This is a genomic window from Apibacter sp. B3919, assembly GCF_026537405.1.
GTDB lineage: Bacteria > Bacteroidota > Bacteroidia > Flavobacteriales > Weeksellaceae > Apibacter.
Genome location: NZ_JAFNMG010000001.1, coordinates 294,350 through 313,896, shown reverse-complemented (window position 1 = coordinate 313,896; position 19,547 = coordinate 294,350). Strand labels below are relative to the sequence as shown.

The following is a 19,547-nucleotide window of genomic DNA, read 5'->3' as shown; positions in this document are numbered from 1 at the left end:
AACTTAAACCATCAGTATATATGTCAGATTTAGTATCAAAATTAGAGGCTATAAAACAAAGATTTGATGAAGTATCAGATTTAATCATTCAACCGGATGTTATTTCAGACCAAAAAAGATATGCTCAACTAAACAAAGAATATAAAGACTTAAACAAAATAGTAGAAATCTATCATCAATACAAATCCTTACTTAATACAGTTTCAGATGCCGATGAAATTATTAAAGAAGGCATTGATCCTGATATGGTTGAATTGGCAAAAGAAGAAAAAAATGATGCCTTAGCCAAAATTCCTGAAATGGAAGAAAACATAAAATATATGTTAATTCCAAAAGATCCTGAAGACGACAAAAATATCACCGTTGAATTAAGAGCCGGAACGGGGGGTGATGAATCGGCTATTTTTGTGGAAGACATTTTCCGAATGTATACCATGTATTGGAGACAAAAGGGTTGGAACTTTGAAGTAGTAGACGCTACGGAAGGTAGCGTTAAAGGATATAAAGAAATGATTATTAATGTTAGTGGAGAAGGAGCTTACGGAACCATGAAATTTGAATCGGGAGTACACCGAGTTCAAAGGGTTCCCGAAACCGAATCACAAGGGAGAGTACATACTTCAGCCATAACCGTAGCCGTTTTACCCGAAGCTGAAGAAGTAGATGTTGAAATTAATCCGGCAGATTTAGAATATCAAACCGCTCGATCCAGTGGAGCAGGAGGACAGAACGTTAATAAAGTAGAAACCAAAGTTCAACTTACACATAAGCCCACCGGAATAATGATTCAATGTCAGGTAGCACGTTCACAACATGCCAATAGAGAGATGGCGTTACAAATGCTTCGTAACAAATTATACGATATGAAGTTGCAAGAGCATCTTGATAAAATTTCGGCACACAGAAAAACGATGGTATCCACCGGAGACCGTTCGGCTAAAATTCGTACCTATAATTACCCGCAAGGTCGTGTAACGGATCATCGTATTAATAAATCCATCTATAATTTAGATAACTTTATGAATGGAGATATTGATGAAATGATTGAAGCGGTAAAAATTGCCGAAAATGCAGAAAAACTAAAAGGTCAAGAGGACTAAATTCTTACACAATAAGCTTTATATAATTCGCTATTAACTACCATTTTATCTTAACGAATTATATAAAGTTTATTATTTATAAATCATTCTTAAAAGATACTATACTACTTTATAAAGTTCTATTTATCTGTTAAATAAATCCTTTACGTGTTAAAATTACTATCGGTATAAATCATTGATGTTTAAGAATTCTTCAGGATTTACTACTTTAAAATCAATATAAACATTTTTTCAATTAATAATTTTAAGGTTTTTCTTTTTACATTTTGCAACAAGTGTTAACTTCAAATATCTTATATTTGAAAATAAAAACACAGATAACCCTAAAGAATGACCAGTCAAGATTGCGATAAAAAACTATTTCTGATTGATGCCTATGCTCTTATATTCAGAGCTTATTATGCCTTTATAAAAAACCCAAGAATCAATTCTAAAGGGTTAAATACTTCCGCTATTTTCGGATTTACCAATACACTTTTCGATTTAATGAAAAAAGAAAAGCCATCACATTTGGCAGTAGTTTTTGATGTGGGAGAAACGTTCCGTCATCAGGTATATAAAGAATACAAAGCCAATCGGCAAGAAACACCGGAGGCTATACGCATAGCTGTTCCTTATATCCATAAACTGATGGAAGCATTACATATTCCTTGTCTTTGGAAAGAAGGATACGAGGCCGATGATGTGATAGGAACTTTAGCAAAAAAAGCGGAAAAGGAGGGATATACAACCTATATGATGACATCGGATAAAGACTATGCGCAATTAGTTTCCGAAAATATCTTTGTTTTTAAACCGGCATCCAGAGGAAACGATATTGAAATTTGGGATGTAGAATCTGTCAAAGAAAAATTCGAAGTTAAAAATCCGTCTCAAGTTATTGACCTTTTGGGCATGATGGGAGACAGTGTAGACAATATACCCGGAATACCCGGTGTAGGCGAAAAAACGGCTAAACAATTTATTAAAGAATACGGAAGCATAGAAAACTTATTTGCTCATTCTTCTGAATTAAAAGGAAAAATGAGAGAAAAAGTGGAAGCAAATGAGGAATTAGGCCTTTTATCAAAAAAATTGGCAACCATTGATACTCATGTTCCTATCGAATTTAATTATCAAAGTTTAACGGTGGATCAGCCGAATGTTGATGAAGTCATTAAAATTTTTGAAGAATTAGAGTTTAGAAATATGATTACAAATTTTCAGAAAACGTATCATATTATCTCTGAAAGCGAATCTAATTTAGAAAAAAATTCTTCCGGTAAAGCTCCGGTAAATGGACAAAGATCGTTGTTTAATACAACCGATCAGGACATTGAAATGAAAGAAAGCGCCAACTGGAAAACTATTGAAAATACAGATCATCTCTATCAACTGACAGAAACGCCTGTGGCAGTAAAATTGTTGGTAGATAAGCTTTTAAAGCAAAAAATTGTATGCTTTGATACGGAAACTACTTCAACTGATTCCATGATCGCGGAATTAGTCGGTATTTCATTTTCATATGAAAAGGCAAAAGGGTACTATGTACCTTTTAGTACTAAGGACAAAGAAAAAACACAAGAATTTATAGAACTGCTCCGACCGGTTTTCGAAGATGAGAATATAGTTAAAGTAGGCCAAAACTTGAAGTATGATTGTAAAGTTTTAAGAAAATATAAGGTTGAAGTTAAAGGGGTACTTTTTGATACCATGATTGCACATTACTTAATCAATCCCGATGCAAGGCATAATATGGACTTATTGGCTGAAACAGAGCTTAATTACAAGCCTGTTCCCATAGAATCTTTAATCGGAAAAAAAGGTAAAAATCAAAAATTGTTTTCTTCCGTTCCTATTGAATTGCAAAAAGAATATGCGGTTGAAGATTCTGATATTACCTTACAGCTTAAAGACAAATTTGAACCTCAACTCAAACATGATAATCTTAAAAAGCTTTTTGATGACATAGAAATGCCCTTAATGAAGGTGTTGGAAGATATGGAATGGGAAGGTATAAATCTAGATATCAAAGCATTAGGCGAAATGTCTAAAGAATTAGTTGAAGACCTGTCAAAGTTAGAAAAAGAAATATATTCTCTAGCCGGAGAGGAATTTAATATCAGTTCACCCAAACAATTAGGAGATATTATTTTTGATAAATTAAAATTAGGTACTAAGCCCAGAAAAACCAAAACAGGTCAATATGCTACCGGCGAAGATGTTTTATTAAAACTGGCGCATAAACATAAAATTATAGATTTATTATTAGAATACAGACAGCTGCAAAAATTAAAATCAACCTATGTTGATGCCCTGCCCAATGAAGTAAATCCACTAACAGGAAGAGTACACACAACCTTTGCACAAACTGTAGCTGCTACCGGTCGTTTAGCTTCTAATAATCCCAATCTTCAAAATATTCCTATTAGAACCGAAAGAGGGCAAGAAGTACGTAAAGCCTTTATAGCAAAGGATTCTAAACATAAAATAATTTCTGCTGATTATTCGCAAATTGAATTGAGAATCATTGCAGCCATGAGTAAGGATCCCACCATGATCACTTCCTTTAAAAATGGTGAGGACTTCCATAGGGCTACTGCATCAAAAGTATTTCATGTACCTATGGATCAAGTGACTAAAGAGCAGCGCTCTCAAGCGAAAACGGTTAACTTTGGTATCATTTACGGAGTATCTGCATTCGGATTAAGTGAACAAACCGGATTATCTAGATCCGAATCTAAAAGTTTGATTGATGCTTATTATCAGGCTTATCCCATTTTAAAAGAATACATTTCGGAACAAGTACAGATAGCACGAAAAAACGGATATGTAGAAACCTTATTGGGAAGAAGAAGATATTTGCCGGACATCCATTCCGGAAATAGCGTAGTGCGTTCTCATGCAGAAAGGAATGCAGTAAATGCGCCTATTCAGGGAACAGCAGCAGACGTAATTAAAATAGCCATGATACACATTCATGAACTGTTGCAGGAAAGAAAATTTCAAACCAAACTTTTGTTACAAGTGCACGATGAATTGGTTTTCGATGCTCCTGATGAAGAAATTAAGGAAGTATCGACACTCATAAAAAATACAATGGAAAACTCCGTACGTATGGAGGTTCCTTTAATAGTAGATGTTGGAGTGGGTCCCAATTGGCTGGAAGCCCATTAAGAATTTATATAGAACACTCTAGAATTGATGAGTTTATAAATATTCTCTTTTAACTATATGAATTTCCTGACATTTGATAATTTATCAGCATACAAAGAATTAACCCATTTTACAACTACAATCGAAGGAGGAGTAAGTATCGGGAAGTATGCATCATTCAATTTAGGAACTACTTCCGGGGATGATCCTAAAAATGTGAGTGTAAACAGAAAAAGACTCTGTAATGAATTTGGTATTTCAACCCATAATTTATATATACCTGTTCAAACTCACAGCAATCATTTGTTACTTATTGATCGTAATTTTTTAGATCTAACAAGTGATAAACAATCGGAAATTCTTCAAAATAAAGATGCTTTACTGACTCAAGAAAAGGGAATTTGTATAGGAATAACTACAGCCGATTGTGTACCTATAGTACTTTATGATCCTTTAACCCAAACTTTAGCAGCCATCCATGCAGGATGGAGAGGAACCGTTAGCAAAATTGCTTTAAAAACTCTGTCGGAAATGGTTCGTCATTTTAATTGCAAACCTGAAAATATGAGAGTAGGAATTGGTCCGTGCATTTGCGCGAACTGTTTTGAAGTAGGAGATCATGTCATTGAAGATTTTATTAAGGAAGGTTTTGATAGTAATCTAATTAGTTTTAAAAATAAAGAAACCCGAAAATATCATATTGATCTTAGAAAAGCAAATCAGTTGCTACTGGAACAAGCAGGTTGTATCGCTCATCATATTGAAATAAAAAATTTATGTACGGTTACTCAACCTAATTTATTTTTTTCGGCAAGAAAGCAAACCATAAATTCCGGTAGAATGGTAACCGGTGGTATTTTACGTTAATTTTTTATGAATTTATTAAAATATTATATAATTTTGTTAATAAATTTATAAAATGGATAAAAATATATCAGATAAACAAAATATAGGAAATACTATTGATAATATCGATAAAAAAGATAATGATCAAAAGAAGAAAAAAAATTCAGGATCCTTAAAGTATTTTTTAGTTACCCTATTAGTGTTAGTCTTAGTAGGTTTAGGATTTTATTATCATATCATCCAAGAGATATTTTACAGTTTTCTTTCTATAATTTTTATTGTAATTGTTTTGGCTTTAGGCTTGGGATGGGAATATTGGGTATTCACTCATTTCACAACCGATGAATTTACGTTTATCAATAAAGAACAAAACAATACTTCTGATTCTTGGAAAAACTTGGAGGAAGAATTTAAATTATGGATAGCAAGTTCTGAACAAAAAATAAAGCAAGTAAGACAATTATCATTGCTTAACTATATGACAGCTATTGGATTGTTTATAATTTCCGTCCTTGTTTTATTAGTTAATTGGATCTATGATGAAAATCCATCATCTTCTGCCTATCAACAATTTAATCCCGCGCTTGCATTGGCTATTATTTTACTTATTTTTTCAATACTATTTATGCTTCTTCATTGTATCAATCAAAAAGATAGTATAAAAAAACAAGAAAAGCTGGATCATACCATCCAATGGATTCTGTCACTTAAAGCAGCCCATACTATAGGTAAAGAGCATATGTTAGAAATTATTAACTCAAATATCCTTAAATCTTAAAATTCTGATATATAACTACTTACATTTTATTTCAAATTTTAGTTAATAAAAAAATTTACAAACTATTTTACAATCTATTTAAAGGAAATGCGTACATAACTATAATTAATTAGAAAGTATATAAGTATCTATATAGTTCATTATAAGACGATTATACTAAAATATCTGTTATTTTCCCATTAATAGCATCATTTACATTGATTCCTACAAAAAACTAAAGAATTTTATTAAATAAAAATATAAAATAATTTAGTTTTAAATTTGTACCTTACCATTGAGCTTTTTTGTTAGTACAACTTATGAAATTTAAGCTGCTCTATATTTATATAATTATTTTTCCCATTTTGCTTCATGGCCAAGTAGAAAAAAATTTCATTAAGATATATAATAATCAAAAACTTTGGTTTTCAAAAACCTATTCAGAAAATAAAGTAGGTTCGATTTTAGATTCTTTAGTAGATCTAGGTTTTTATACCCTAAAACTGGATTCTTTAAAAAAAGATAAAAAAGAAACCTTAGTTTATATTAACAGAGGAAAATTTTACAAAAAAGTATGGGTACAATTAGACTCTCTTTCACAAGCGGCAATTACTAACAAAAATTATTTTCAAACAGATAATATTGATTCTTTAGCAGGAGTAATCCATTATTATTATATAAAAAAAGGATATGCATTTAACCAAGTCCACACACAATTATTCCTTGCAAATGAACCATTAGAAGCATCCATACATGTTGAACTTCATCAAAAAAGGCTCATCAATTCATTTGTTTTAAACGGATATACCAAAATCCCTCGAGGAATAATAAAAGAATTAGAATATGGATTTCTTGGTAAAACCTTTACAGACGAGCGACTTAAAGAAATTTCAGCAATGTTACAAGGAACAGCATTTATAGCTGAAGAAAAAAATCCGCAAGTATTATTCACCCCCGATTCTACCAAGATTTATTTATATTTGAAAAAAAGAAAAGCCAGTTCATTGGATGGCATGGTAGGCTTTGGAAATGACGAAAAAGGTAAATTCAAAGTCAACGGTCAACTGCAACTTTCTTTAGGCAATGTATTGAATTCATTTGAAACCATTAACTTAAATTGGCTATCCACACCGGATAAATCTCAAAACTTTGAAGTTCAAGTCAACGTACCCTATCTTTTTAAATCTAAATTCGGATCGGAATCATCGTTAACTATATTTAAACAAGACAGCACCTATGCAACCATTCGCCTAAATGAACATATATATTATCAATACACCGTAAATCAACGGTTAGGTATAGAAGGATTATATGAAAACTCACGATATGTATCGGAATTAGATAATAATAACAACTTTTCCAAAACAGGATTAGGCATAAGTTATCAATACAAAGAAAGAAATGAAAACGAAATTTTAGGTCCTAAAAATTTATACTCCATAAAAGGAATTGCATATAGGAATATACCGGAAGATCGAAAAAATTTAACTGAATATAATGTAAGTGCATCCATCGAAAAATTAATAAAATTATCTGCCTCTCATTATTTAAAACCGAAAATAAATGCTTCAACCTTACTATCGGATACGTTGACAGTAAATGAATTATTTAAAATCGGTGGTTTGAAAACTATCCGCGGATTCAACGAACAATCCATTTATGCCAATGCGTATATCATCGGAAGTTTAGAATACAGATACGTTCCGTTTGAAGAACTGTATTTAAGTTTATTTACAGATGTTGCATGGATTGAGAATAAAAATCAAAATACAAGACCCTTTTTATTGGGAACCGGAGTAGGAATTAGCTTTTTAACGCGTTTCGGGATTTTTTCATTGAACTATGCCGTTGGCAAATACGATTCTGAACCTGTAAATTTTTCAGATTCTAAAATTCATATTGGAATACAAGCTACTTTTTGACAAAAAAGAATCGAATTTTTGTTTACCTTTGTATTAATCTCAAGGTAGCATGAAATCATTAAAAAAAATACTAAAAAAATTTGCCTCTCCCTACAGAAAAGAATTTATATTAGGAATTCTATTTAACGTTCTATATTCTTTATTTTCAATAGTTTCCGTTTTTTCCATTATGCCCATTTTGGAAATGCTTTTAGGAGGAAAAAATCAAATTTTAATTGAACAAACGAAAAAAGAAATGCAAGCCTCAACGGGTATGATGGCTGAGCTGAAATATAAATTTTATGTATTTTTAGACCATTCCCTTGAAGGAACCAATCCTAAAACGATTTTAGCTTATCTTTGTGTTACTGTTATAGTTTTATTTTTATTTAGAAATATTTTCAGATATTTAGCTCAATATTTTATTGTACTGTTACGAAGCGGAGTTTCCAAAGATTTGCGGGTTGCTATGTATGATAAAATCCTTACGCTTCCGGTTTCTTATTTCACTGATCGAAAAAAAGGGGATATTATGATACGACTTTCCGGAGACGTAGGAGAGGTGGAAGGCAATATTTTAACTTCTATTTTAGAGCTTTGGAGAACGCCTTTTTCCATTCTTTTTACTCTTATTGCTTTGATCACCATCAGCCCTTCGTTAACTTTAATAGCATTTATTGTTCTGCCTTTTATGGCGTGGATTATTTCCGCAATTGGAAAAAGTTTGAAAAAAGATGCTAAAAAGGGATTAGCCGAATCGGGTAATGTGCTTTCAGTAATTGATGAAACCCTAAACGGAACTAAAATAATCAAAATTTTCAATGCCGAAGAATCCATGAAAAACAGATTTATGAATAGCGTTCTTAATCTCAGAAGGCTATCCATAAATATGATGAAAAAATATGAACTTGCTTCGCCTTCTTCAGAATTTTTAGGCTCTGTTGCCATGATTTTTATTACCTGGTACGGCGGAGTTCTTATTTTAGACGGTGAAGGTTTAAATCTTCCTTCCTTTTTAGTCTATATAGCCCTATTTTTTCAATTATTGGAACCGGCCAAAACCTTATCAACTTCCATCACGAATTTACATAAAGGTACGGCCTCTACAGATCGCTTGGTGGAAACATTAGAAACCAGCATACAGATTTACGAACCGGAACATGCCATAGAATTATCCGAAATAAAAGAAGGAATTCAACTGAAAAATATTAATTTCCAATATGTTGACGGACATCCCATTCTTCAAGATGTAAATTTATTTATACCTAAAGGCAAAACAATAGCAGTAGTGGGACAGAGCGGTAGCGGTAAAACTACTTTAGCCAATTTAATTGCACGGTTTTATGACGTAGACAGCGGCGTGATCTATGTGGATGGTCATGATTTAAGAGATTTAAATTTAAAAGTTTACCGTAAATTACTGGGCATGGTTACCCAAGAATCCATATTATTCAATGATACCATTGCCAATAATATTAAATTAAGCAATCCAAATGCATCGATGCATGAAGTTATAGAAGCTGCTAAAGTTGCCAATGCACTGGAATTCATTGAGCAAATGCCGGAAGGTTTCGAAACAACCATTGGTGAAGGAGGCGGAAAATTATCGGGTGGACAAAAACAAAGAATTGCTATTGCCAGAGCTATATTGAAAAATCCACCTATCATGATTTTAGATGAAGCAACCTCTGCTTTAGATACTCAAAGTGAACGATTGGTACAAGATGCTTTAGATAATCTTATGTCTAACAGAACATCCCTGGTTATAGCTCATAGATTATCAACCATTGTCAATGCAGATATGATTGTGGTGATGGATAAAGGAAAAATAATGGAACAAGGAACTCATGCTGAATTATTGGAGAAAAATGGTATTTATAAAAAATTAATTGACATGCAAAATTTTTCTTAACTTTTTGATAATAATATATATACTATAAAATTAAAAAGAGCTTCTATTAGATAGAAGCTCTTTTTAATTGAAATAAGAATTGTATTATATACTATTTTCTCTAGGAATGAAATTTTTTACCCTGTTTATGTAAATGCTTTTTATTATGCATGTCCTCTTTAATTTTCTTAAGCTTTTGTCTTTGTTCTTCAGTAAAAACTTTATTTATTTCAGATTTTTTATCTTCCTTTAATTGATGAATTTGTTGACGCAATTCTTCTGATTTTTTCCTTAACTCATTCTCACGGCTTTTATATTTATCCTCAATTAAATTAATCTTTTTAATTTGATCTTCCGTTAAATTAAGTTCTTTAGCCATCCTATCCCTCATCTCTTTCACTTTTTCTTCTTTTTTATCATGATCCTTAAGATCCTCACATTTAGATTGTGTAAAAGCAAAAGTAGAGGAAAATACTAATGCTCCTACAAAAATTATTTTTTTCATATAACTTTAGATTTACAACTATATTGACAAGGAATATTTTAAAAGGTTTAATTTAAAGTTATACATTTTAAACTATTTTTTAATATATAACAAAAAGCAACTTTTTTAACTTGTATTACATTTGCTATGAATGTTTAAAACCAAATAAAATTAAAATAAAGTTCAAAGTAAAATAATTAAGTTAGAGAGAAAAAACAGCATAATAATACCAAAAAAATAGTCGATAACCTGCTATAAATCCCTCTAATGTTGATAATTTTTTCTGAATATACCGTTTAAAAATTGTATTTTTACAGCTTGAAATTTTATTATACTGATGGGAAAAATTATTGCTATAGCTAATCAAAAAGGAGGAGTTGGAAAGACCACTACAGCCGTTAATTTGGCTGCGGCCATAGGGGTGCTTGAAAAAAAAGTTTTACTCATCGATGCAGACCCTCAGGCAAATGCCAGTTCCGGATTAGGTATTAATATCGAAGAAGTAGAATATGGTACATATGAAGTGTTGGAACACAGTGCTTCTGCCAAAGATGCCATACAACCTTCTACTTCCCCAAATGTGGAATTAATACCGGCTCATATAGATCTTGTTGCTGCCGAAATTGAATTGGTTGACAAGGTTAATAGAGAATACATGTTAAAAGAAGCTTTAAAAGATATAAAAGATGAATATGACTTCATAATCATTGATTGTGCCCCGTCATTAGGATTAATTACTTTAAATGCTTTAACTGCTGCCGATTCTGTAATAATTCCCATCCAATGTGAATATTTCGCCTTAGAAGGTTTAGGAAAACTCCTTAATACGATAAACAGCGTGCAAAAACTGCACAATCCGGATCTAACTATTGAAGGGTTATTATTAACTATGTATGATGCCCGTTTACGTTTATCGAACCAAGTGGTAGAAGAAGTCAAAACTCATTTTCCGGATATGGTGTTTGACAGTCTCATTCAAAGAAATGTGCGATTAAGTGAAGCTCCGAGTTTTGGCGAATCCATACTAAAATATGACGCAGAAAGCAAAGGTGCTATAAACTATATCTTACTTGCTGAAGAAGTATTAAATAAAAACAAGGCTGAAGTTAAATAAATTATGGCTATAGACAAAAAAAGAGCTATGGGTAGAGGTCTATCCGCTATCTTAAGTGAGAATTCTAAAAAAGTTAATTCTGCCGAAGAAAAAGGAGCAGAAGAATTAGTAGGTAACATTTTGGAAATTTCACTTGATGATATTATAACCAATCCCAATCAACCCAGAACTAATTTTGATCAAAAAGCATTAGATGAATTATCTATTTCTATTAAACAGTTAGGATTAATACAACCAATAACCGTTCGTAAAAATGGAGACAAATTCGATTTAATTTCGGGAGAAAGGAGATATCGCGCTTCCAAACAGGCCGGTTTAAAAAAATTACCTGCTTTTGTTCGATTAGCTAACGATCAGGAACTTTTAGAAATGGCTTTAGTTGAAAATATTCAACGAAAAGATCTGGATCCTATCGAAATTGCCTTAAGCTTTGAAAAATTAATTGAAGAAATCAATATTACTCAAGAAAACTTGAGTAACAGAGTAGGGAAGGACAGAAGCACCATAACCAATTATTTAAGACTTTTAAAACTTTCTCCGATTATCCAAACGGGAATCCGAGACGGGATAATTTCCATGGGGCATGGAAGAGCGCTCATATCCTTGGAAGAGCAAGAGAAACAATTATTTGTATATGAAAAAATTGTTCGAGAACAATTATCCGTAAGACAAACCGAAAGTTTCATTCGAACCTTTAAAAATCCTAAAAGCAAAAAAGTTTCCAAAGAAAAAGAATTACCCAATCATTTAAAAAAGGGTTTGAAAAATTTTGAGGATTATTTCGAAACAACTATTGAAATAAAGGCTACAGAAAAAGGAAAAGGAAAAATTATCATTAATTTTGATTCCACGGAAGAATTTGAAAGAATTCAGAAATTATTAGAATGATACAAAAGAAAATATTGGTTATACTTTCATTATTTCTTACTTGTTTTATTTTAGCGCAAAATCAAGAAACAAACCATGCCACCATTAGTGATGATGGCGTTATAATACGCAATATTAATCATACAGATTCACTTACTCAAACCATGTTGAGAAGCCCTCTGAAAGCTTCTTTATACTCTGCCATACTTCCCGGTTTAGGACAATTGTACAATAAAAAATATATTAAAGCTCCTATTGTGCTAGGGGTTATTGGTGCGGGGATCGGTTTTATAAAATATTACGACAATCGATATAATAAATATCACAAAGCTTATTTAGCGGAACTTAGCGGACAAAAGCATCAATTTTCAGATGTAGCAGGAATCAGTCCTAAAGTTTTAGCTAACGCTCAAGATTCGGAAAGGAGAAACAGAGATTATGCGATTGTGCTGACTTCTCTGGCTTATCTTTTAAATATTGTTGATGCCACTGTTGATGCTCATCTATCAATATTCGATAAAGATAAAGATCTTGCCGTACGACCTGTTATTATGGAAGACGCCGATACCTGGTTTACTAATCAAAAAGTAGGACTTTCATTTTGCTTGTCTTTTTAAAATGGTTAATGTTTATAAAAAATAATATATATTCTTATGAAAATAGCTTTAGTAGGTTATGGTAAAATGGGTAAAGCCATTGAAGAAATAGCTAAAAATCATAATCACGAAATTGTAGCCCGATTAGAAGAAAAACCAACTCAAAAAAATTTAAATGGTGCGGATGTAGCTATTGAATTTTCAACTCCTTCTACTGCTTATGAAAATGTAATTGCTTGTTTAGAATTGGGAATACCTGTTGTTTGTGGAACAACTGCCTGGTTAGATAAGCTTCCTAAAGTAAAAGAATATTGCGCAAAGCATAACGGGGGATTTATATATTCTTCCAATTACAGTTTAGGCGTTAATTTATTTTTCGAAATAAATAAAAGAGCAGCTGAAATAATGCAGAAGTACCAAGAATATACGGTTCATATTGAAGAAATTCACCATACAGAAAAAAAAGATGCACCCAGTGGTACCGCCATAACACTTGCCGATGAAATCATACCGATTTATGGTTTTGACGGATGGAATTTATCCTATAAAACCAATAATAATTTATTGGGAATTGAAGCTAAGAGAGTTCATGATGTTCCCGGAACACATACTGTGATTTATAATTCGCCTATAGACGATATCGAACTGAAACATGTAGCCCATTCTAGAAAAGGATTTGCTATGGGAGCATTAATTGCAGCCCAATGGCTTATCGGAAAAAAAGGGGTATTCACCATGAAAGATGTATTAGGCTTTTAGATAAAAACTATTTTATTTTAGGCTACTAAATAACTAAATATTAAAAAGATTTAAAGATTATCTCATGCATTATTTAACTTATTATTTACTATTCGCTTTACTTTCAAATATATTTTATTTCCTGACTGCTTGGAAATTATTTCAAAAAGCAGGTAGAAAAGCATGGGAATCCTTAGTTCCTTTTTATAATATTTTAGTTACTTTAAAAATTATTCATCGACCTTGGTGGTGGTTTATTATAGTATTTATCCCGATTGTCGGTCCAATTATGGGAGCTATTATATTAGTAGATTTTATAAGACATTACAATCGTCGTTCGTATTTAGATGCCGTTTTAGTTTTATTCTTCTCATTTATTTTTTTAGCATATATAAACTATTCACCTGAAACACAATACAGTGGTAAACAAGAACGAAAAGAAACATTTATATCTGCCGTATTGTTTGCCGTTATATTTGCCACAGTCATCCATGCTTTCGTCATTCAACCGTTTACCATTCCAACAGCTTCTATGGAAAGAACCTTGCTGGTAGGAGATTTCCTTTTTGTCAGTAAGTTGAATTATGGAATAAGAATTCCAATGACTCCGGTAGCGTTGCCTTTTTTACAAAATAAAATTCCGTTGGGAAACAATCAACAACCTCAAAATCAAATAAATTCTTATGTTGATAAAATTCGTTTGCCGTATATGAGACTTCCCGGTTGGACTAAGGTTAACAGATATGATATTGTTGTTTTTAATTATCCTACAGATTCTTTGCATACTGCCATCGATAGGAAAGATCCTTATGTTAAGCGCTGCGTGGGTTTACCGGGAGATAAAATTCAATTGATTGATGGAAATTTATTTATCAATGGAAAACCCGAAGAAATAAAAAAAGATGAAGAACAACAAAGAGACTATTTAGTATATACAACCCAAGCCGGAATCAGTCAAAGAAAAATTGAAGATCTATTGGGATATGCCACATATCAAGAAGGAATGAACGAACAGGGTAATACTATTTATTATTTCAAAGGGCTTACCCAAGAAAATGCAAACAAAATAAAAAATTTTGATACGGTAGACTCTATTCAGATTTTATATGCAAATAAAGGAGAGGAGGGCATCCATTATAGAGATATAGCAAAAACAAAAATTGATACAACTAATTCCATTTTTCCCCTTCATAGTGGTTGGAACGGCTCTCAATATGGACCTCTCATGATACCTAAAAAAGGGGATATTATTACGTTGACCCGTCAAAATATAGATCAATATAGAAGAATCATTAAAAATTATGAATATAATGATTTGAAGGAAAAGGAAGGCAAATTTTACATAAACGGTAAGGAAACTAACACCTATACCATCCAACAAAATTATTATTGGATGATGGGGGACAACCGAGATAATTCTTTAGACAGCCGTTATTTCGGATATGTACCGGAAGATCACATTATAGGAACTCCTATTTTTACCTGGTTAAGCATTCAAGGTTTATTCGAAAATGATCCTTTCGGGCATCCTGCCAAATTTAAAATAAGATGGGATAGAATGTTTCGTACCGTTAACACAAATGTTCCGCTTAAAGATAAAACTAATTATATACCTGTATTTATCTTATTGTTAGGAGGATATTTTGCATACGATTACTTTAACAAAAAGAAAAAGAAAGCAAACGATAAAAAATAATTATCAAATTATGAAGAAAACCATCTTTTTTGTAATGGCATTATGGATCTTACCTTCAATAAGTTATGCTCAAGATGATTTAATCAATAAAATTAAAGATAATAAGTCAACCCATACCGATTTTCAGTTTACCATCATAAAACAGCTGGATAATACTTCCGTAAAAAATCAAGGATCTTCAGGGACTTGCTGGAGTTATGCAGGAAATTCTTTTTTAGAATCTGAAATATATAAAAAACATCATCGAGTATTAGATATAGCAGAAATTTACACTGCCAGAAAAACTTACGAGGATAAAGCCAAAAATTATATTTTAATGGACGGTTACGTTAATTATGGTGATGGCGGTTCTTTACACGATGTTATTAATATGTACAAAAAATATGGAATGGTTCCTCAGGAAGCGTATACCGGACTAATTAATGGTGCTATAAAGAATAATTTCAGTAAAATGCAGCAAGAACTTAAAGAGTATCTAGATACGGTAAAATCTCAAAAAGCACCTATTAATACCCAATGGACGCAAAATTTTTCATCTATTTTAGATAAATACATTGGAAAAGTTCCTGAAACATTTATTTATAAGGGTAAAGAATATACACCTAAAACATTTGCAGAGGAAATCGTTGATTTAGATCCAAATAATTATATAGAAATTTCATCTTTTAAAGATTACGACTATTATACACCATTTTATCCGCCATTACCTGATAATTGGAGTGGAGACAAAATGTACAATGTTCCCATGAAGGAATTGACTGAAATTATAGATCATGCTTTATCAACGGGATATACGGTTGGGTGGGCCAGCGATGTTAGCGAACCGTATTTCAGCTGGAAAAATGGTATTGCTTATGTTCCCGATACGAATATTTATTCCATTTCTTCCGAAGAAAAAGCAAATTTGTTCAGTTATCCCAAGCCGGAAAAGGTAATAACTGAAGAATTGCGTCAGGAAGCCTTTAACAATAAAACTACAACAGATGATCATGCCATGCATATAGTGGGCTTGGCAAAAGACCAAAACGGAAAGGAATATTATTTAGTTAAAAATTCTTGGGGAATTAGCAATGATTATCAAGGATATTTATACGTCACAAAAAATTACGTACAATTTAAAACCACCGCAATTTTAGTAAACAAAAAAGCCATTCCTAAAAAAATTTATAAAAAACTAAACCTTAAGAATTAATACAATGAATTTTTCAATTCAACCCAATTTAGAAAATGATTATGTACAAATATTACCCTTAGAAATCAACGATTTTGAGAGTTTGTATCAAGTAGCAAAAGATAAAAAAATCTGGGAACAACATCCTTGTCATAATCGTTGGAAAGAAGACGTATTCAAAGTATTTTTTAAAGAAGCAGTTGAAAGTAAAGGAGCTTTTAAAATTATTGATAAAACAACCGGAGGATTAATCGGAAGTACTCGATATTATGATTATTCGGAAAATGATAAAAGCATTGTAATCGGATATACTTTTATAGCAGTGAACTATTGGGGTACAGGTATCAATTCTTCAATTAAAAAATTGATGATTGATTATATTTTCCAATATGTTGACAAAATTTATTTTCATATAGGTTCTACAAACTTTAGATCACAAAAAGCTATAGCTAAAATAAATGCAATCAAAACATCTAGAGAAATCACAGTTACTGATGGAAAGAGTTCCTATATTAATTATGTGTATGAACTTAAAAAAGAAAATTGGAGATAGAATCGATAAACTTAAATAGCAGCATTAAATATTCTATTTAACATAATATAAATTATAGGAAAATTAAATATTTTTAAATTAAAGATGTTTTCATACATTTTCTATAATGTTATTTTATGTCTCTGTTAAAGCTTCGAACTGTGGCTTTAATATTACATTGTAAATTATTTAAACAAATCTAACACCCGCAGATTTTGCTATTTAGTTTTTTGTCTAACATCTTAAAATTAGTTCTGAATTCTGTACTTCGGTTGATGTTAGAAATTTGAATATTGTAAGTTATGATAAAATAATAAATAATCGAGACTCTTCCATATTAAATTCTACCTTGGTATCAATTAGAGAATATTTAAAAAATTCTTAATCCCTCTCTTTAAAAATTTAACAGCTCAAAGCTACATAAATGTATCTAATACAAGAATATTATAGAATACAAAATTAAAAGCCCGATAGTATTAAATTATCAGGCTTTTAACATTAGGTAATATAAGTTTAATTTTCTAATTGTGTACCATCGGCAAAAACAATTTTTTCTATAGTAATTTTAAATTTTAAATTTCGAAAATTGGACTCATTAATATCTTTTTCTTTTTCACTACGTCCTTTAGCAATCTCAGTTTCAGCTTGGATAGATTCTTTGGGAGGTATTCTTTTGTCGGTCAAACTAACCGTATTAGATAAATCAATCATTTCACCTAAAGTATTATAGATTGTGTAAGTAAATTTAACTCCAACAATTTCTTTATCTGTTTTATTTTGAACAGCATATTTAAAAACATGATAAGAGGTAAATAAATGATCAACATCTGTAGGTTTAAAATAATAATCATAAAACGAAATAGTTATAGCATTATTAATCTTTTCTTCCTTTTCTGCTTTTTCTCTTGCAGATTTTTCTGCTAATTCTTTTCTTTCTTTTTCTTTTTCTTTAGCTTCCTTTAAAATTTGCTTATATGTTTTGCCTATTGAAGATCGATTTCCAAATAATGCCATTGCTGCAAGTAATTCTTCATCTTCTTTATCTAGTTTTTTACTTTTTAAAATAGCTTCATAATCTGTATCAAATGTTTTGGGATCAAATTTTTTATTTAAAGGATTTGAACACGATACCAGAAAAATTGATACCAGGCAAGCAATAATGATCTTTTTCATGATTAAATGTTTTTTTTATTTACAAATGTAATAAATTTTTTATATTTTATCCAATATAAGCATAATTTGTACAGTTAGATATAATATGATTTTTATTATTATTTAACTTTTGTTTCGTTACTTTACAAATTTAAGTTCAAGCTGAACGTATTTCTAAACACGTGCATATTGATGATTTCAAAGGAATTTTTTAATTCAAGGCAAATTAAAAAGAATTGAGCCTTACAGAATATTAAAATGAACCGTACAACAAAATAAAAAAAGAAATCCCATTATATTTTTACTTGAAAAAATAAATATCATTCAAACCATACAATTATATCATTAATAAGGTTGAAATAATGATTTTATTAACACCATCAATCCTCAACGAATGAAAAAAATAATCCTATTACTGGCAATGAACCTAGTTATTTGGGCAGCCGGTCAGCAAAATAAACATCAAGTAGAAATGAATCAGACGAAACAAACCGAACATTACACATTTACGTTAAGCGATAAGGTAACAAGACAGAAATTTACATTCAAAAATCGCTACGGAATTACTCTTACCGGAGACTTATATATCCCTAAAAAACACACTAATAAACCCTTACCCGCCCTTGCTGTGTGTGGACCATTTGGAGCAGTTAAAGAGCAGGTTTCGGGATTATATGCCAATCAAATGGCAGAACGAGGTTTTATTGCTTTGGCTTTTGATCCTTCTTATACAGGAGAAAGCGGCGGGGAACCTCGCAATGTAGCATCTCCTGATATTAATACTGAAGATTTTAGTGCAGCCGTTGATTTTCTGGGAATTCAAAAAAATGTAGATAAAAATAGAATTGGAATTATTGGTATTTGCGGATGGGCAGGATTTGCCCTGAACGCTGTGGCAGTAGACAAAAGAGTAAAAGCTGTTGCCACAATGAGTATGTATGATATGTCCCGGGTGATGTCCAAAGGATATTTTGATAAAATGACTTTAGAAGAACGAACCAACATTTTAAAGCAATTAAGTGAGCAACGATGGAAAGATGCAGAAGATGGCATTTTTCATGCAGGCCCCTTATTAAATCCTGTAAAATTGAATGGCGATGAACCGCAATTTGTAAAAGATTATTACGATTACTACCGAACACCCAGAGGATTTCATGAACGTTCTTTGAATTCAACGGGAGCTTGGAATGCTACCAATCCCCTCTCCTTTATGAATATGCCTATCTTAACCTATATTAAAGAAATCTTACCCCGACCAATATTATTAATTGCCGGAGAAAATGCACATTCACGATATTTCAGTGAAGATGCCTATCAATCGGCTTCAGAACCTAAAGAATTACTACTAATTCCAAATGCTGTTCATGTGGATTTATATGATAAAATAAAAATCATTCCTTTTGATACATTGGAACGATTTTTTAAAAAGCATTTAAATTAATGCTAAATAAAATTTTTTGTTATTGTAAGATTTTAAATAAATAGTAAAAAATATCTCAGTATTAACCCTATAATTTTATTAATTCGTTATATCTTCATAACTTAGTATCAGAATTAATAATTATTT

Annotated in this window: 16 protein-coding genes; 14 read left to right on the top strand and 2 right to left on the bottom strand. The window is 31.3% G+C overall.

Annotated features, from left to right (window positions below):
• Positions 1-20: 20 nt before the first annotated feature.
• The 6 genes from prfA (at position 21) to J3U20_RS01495 (ending at position 9,651) form a co-directional block, all read left to right on the top strand.
• A complete protein-coding gene (prfA, locus tag J3U20_RS01520) occupies positions 21-1,100 on the top strand; it encodes a peptide chain release factor 1 (protein WP_105297590.1) in 1,080 nt (359 codons plus the stop codon).
• 330 nt (positions 1,101-1,430) lie between these two features.
• Positions 1,431-4,256, top strand: a complete 2,826-nt coding sequence (gene polA / locus J3U20_RS01515; RefSeq protein WP_160542101.1) for a DNA polymerase I — start codon at positions 1,431-1,433, stop codon at positions 4,254-4,256.
• Positions 4,257-4,313: 57 nt separating this feature from the next.
• The gene (gene pgeF, locus J3U20_RS01510; protein WP_160542100.1) at positions 4,314-5,102 is read left to right on the top strand and encodes a peptidoglycan editing factor PgeF; all 789 of its coding nucleotides are present in this window, start codon (positions 4,314-4,316) and stop codon (positions 5,100-5,102) included.
• 52 nt (positions 5,103-5,154) lie between these two features.
• Positions 5,155-5,859 carry a hypothetical protein gene (locus J3U20_RS01505; protein WP_160542099.1) on the top strand — a complete coding sequence of 235 codons (705 nt, stop codon included), beginning with the start codon at positions 5,155-5,157 and terminating at the stop codon, positions 5,857-5,859.
• Between the two features lie 299 nt (positions 5,860-6,158).
• On the top strand, positions 6,159-7,760 hold the full coding sequence (locus J3U20_RS01500; RefSeq protein WP_160542098.1) for a BamA/TamA family outer membrane protein: 1,602 nt from the start codon (positions 6,159-6,161) through the stop codon (positions 7,758-7,760).
• A gap of 49 nt (positions 7,761-7,809) precedes the next feature.
• Positions 7,810-9,651, top strand: a complete 1,842-nt coding sequence (locus tag J3U20_RS01495; RefSeq protein WP_160542097.1) for an ABC transporter ATP-binding protein — start codon at positions 7,810-7,812, stop codon at positions 9,649-9,651.
• A 100-nt stretch (positions 9,652-9,751) separates the two neighbouring features.
• Here the strand turns inward: J3U20_RS01495 and J3U20_RS01490 are convergent, their stop codons facing one another.
• Complete coding sequence (locus J3U20_RS01490) at positions 9,752-10,135, bottom strand: Spy/CpxP family protein refolding chaperone (RefSeq protein WP_160542096.1); 384 nt, start codon at positions 10,133-10,135, stop codon at positions 9,752-9,754.
• A 316-nt stretch (positions 10,136-10,451) separates the two neighbouring features.
• Here J3U20_RS01490 and J3U20_RS01485 point away from each other — a divergent pair, with 316 nt between their 5' ends.
• The 7 genes from J3U20_RS01485 to J3U20_RS01455 all read left to right on the top strand — a co-directional run bounded on the left by J3U20_RS01485 (position 10,452) and on the right by J3U20_RS01455 (position 16,849).
• Positions 10,452-11,228, top strand: coding sequence for a ParA family protein (locus J3U20_RS01485; protein ID WP_160542095.1), 777 nt, complete (start codon positions 10,452-10,454; stop codon positions 11,226-11,228).
• Between the two features lie 3 nt (positions 11,229-11,231).
• Positions 11,232-12,116, top strand: a complete 885-nt coding sequence (locus J3U20_RS01480) for a ParB/RepB/Spo0J family partition protein (protein WP_105297598.1) — start codon at positions 11,232-11,234, stop codon at positions 12,114-12,116.
• A complete protein-coding gene (locus tag J3U20_RS01475) occupies positions 12,113-12,712 on the top strand; it encodes a DUF5683 domain-containing protein (RefSeq protein WP_105297599.1) in 600 nt (199 codons plus the stop codon). Before J3U20_RS01480 ends, J3U20_RS01475 begins: the two co-directional genes overlap by 4 nt.
• A gap of 36 nt (positions 12,713-12,748) precedes the next feature.
• Positions 12,749-13,450, top strand: coding sequence for a 4-hydroxy-tetrahydrodipicolinate reductase (dapB, locus tag J3U20_RS01470; protein WP_160542094.1), 702 nt, complete (start codon positions 12,749-12,751; stop codon positions 13,448-13,450).
• Between the two features lie 64 nt (positions 13,451-13,514).
• Positions 13,515-15,125, top strand: a complete 1,611-nt coding sequence (lepB, locus tag J3U20_RS01465; protein WP_160542093.1) for a signal peptidase I — start codon at positions 13,515-13,517, stop codon at positions 15,123-15,125.
• A gap of 10 nt (positions 15,126-15,135) precedes the next feature.
• Positions 15,136-16,317, top strand: coding sequence for an aminopeptidase C (locus J3U20_RS01460; RefSeq protein ID WP_160542092.1), 1,182 nt, complete (start codon positions 15,136-15,138; stop codon positions 16,315-16,317).
• Between the two features lie 4 nt (positions 16,318-16,321).
• Complete coding sequence (locus tag J3U20_RS01455) at positions 16,322-16,849, top strand: GNAT family N-acetyltransferase (protein WP_160542091.1); 528 nt, start codon at positions 16,322-16,324, stop codon at positions 16,847-16,849.
• A 492-nt stretch (positions 16,850-17,341) separates the two neighbouring features.
• Here J3U20_RS01455 and J3U20_RS01450 read toward each other — a convergent pair whose 3' ends face one another.
• Positions 17,342-18,001 carry a hypothetical protein gene (locus J3U20_RS01450; RefSeq protein ID WP_160542090.1) on the bottom strand — a complete coding sequence of 220 codons (660 nt, stop codon included), beginning with the start codon at positions 17,999-18,001 and terminating at the stop codon, positions 17,342-17,344.
• 373 nt (positions 18,002-18,374) lie between these two features.
• On the opposite strand from J3U20_RS01450, the gene J3U20_RS01445 reads away from it, so the two are divergent.
• Entirely contained in the window at positions 18,375-19,421 is a 1,047-nt protein-coding gene (locus tag J3U20_RS01445) for an alpha/beta hydrolase (protein WP_160542089.1), read from the top strand.
• Positions 19,422-19,547 lie beyond the last annotated feature (126 nt).

Bases quoted from the DNA above. Each gene is read 5' to 3' on its own strand.
- J3U20_RS01460 (WP_160542092.1), top strand. From the start codon at position 15,136: ATGAAGAAAACCATCTTTTTTGTAATGGCATTATGGATCTTACCTTCA.
- J3U20_RS01505 (WP_160542099.1), top strand. From the start codon at position 5,155: ATGGATAAAAATATATCAGATAAACAAAATATAGGAAATACTATTGAT.
- J3U20_RS01455 (WP_160542091.1), top strand. From the start codon at position 16,322: ATGAATTTTTCAATTCAACCCAATTTAGAAAATGATTATGTACAAATA.
- J3U20_RS01490 (WP_160542096.1), bottom strand. From the start codon at position 10,135: ATGAAAAAAATAATTTTTGTAGGAGCATTAGTATTTTCCTCTACTTTT.
- polA (WP_160542101.1), top strand. From the start codon at position 1,431: ATGACCAGTCAAGATTGCGATAAAAAACTATTTCTGATTGATGCCTAT.
- pgeF (WP_160542100.1), top strand. From the start codon at position 4,314: ATGAATTTCCTGACATTTGATAATTTATCAGCATACAAAGAATTAACC.
- lepB (WP_160542093.1), top strand. From the start codon at position 13,515: ATGCATTATTTAACTTATTATTTACTATTCGCTTTACTTTCAAATATA.
- J3U20_RS01500 (WP_160542098.1), top strand. From the start codon at position 6,159: ATGAAATTTAAGCTGCTCTATATTTATATAATTATTTTTCCCATTTTG.
- J3U20_RS01485 (WP_160542095.1), top strand. From the start codon at position 10,452: ATGGGAAAAATTATTGCTATAGCTAATCAAAAAGGAGGAGTTGGAAAG.
- dapB (WP_160542094.1), top strand. From the start codon at position 12,749: ATGAAAATAGCTTTAGTAGGTTATGGTAAAATGGGTAAAGCCATTGAA.
- J3U20_RS01480 (WP_105297598.1), top strand. From the start codon at position 11,232: ATGGCTATAGACAAAAAAAGAGCTATGGGTAGAGGTCTATCCGCTATC.
- J3U20_RS01475 (WP_105297599.1), top strand. From the start codon at position 12,113: ATGATACAAAAGAAAATATTGGTTATACTTTCATTATTTCTTACTTGT.
- J3U20_RS01495 (WP_160542097.1), top strand. From the start codon at position 7,810: ATGAAATCATTAAAAAAAATACTAAAAAAATTTGCCTCTCCCTACAGA.
- prfA (WP_105297590.1), top strand. From the start codon at position 21: ATGTCAGATTTAGTATCAAAATTAGAGGCTATAAAACAAAGATTTGAT.
- J3U20_RS01450 (WP_160542090.1), bottom strand. From the start codon at position 18,001: ATGAAAAAGATCATTATTGCTTGCCTGGTATCAATTTTTCTGGTATCG.
- J3U20_RS01445 (WP_160542089.1), top strand. From the start codon at position 18,375: ATGAAAAAAATAATCCTATTACTGGCAATGAACCTAGTTATTTGGGCA.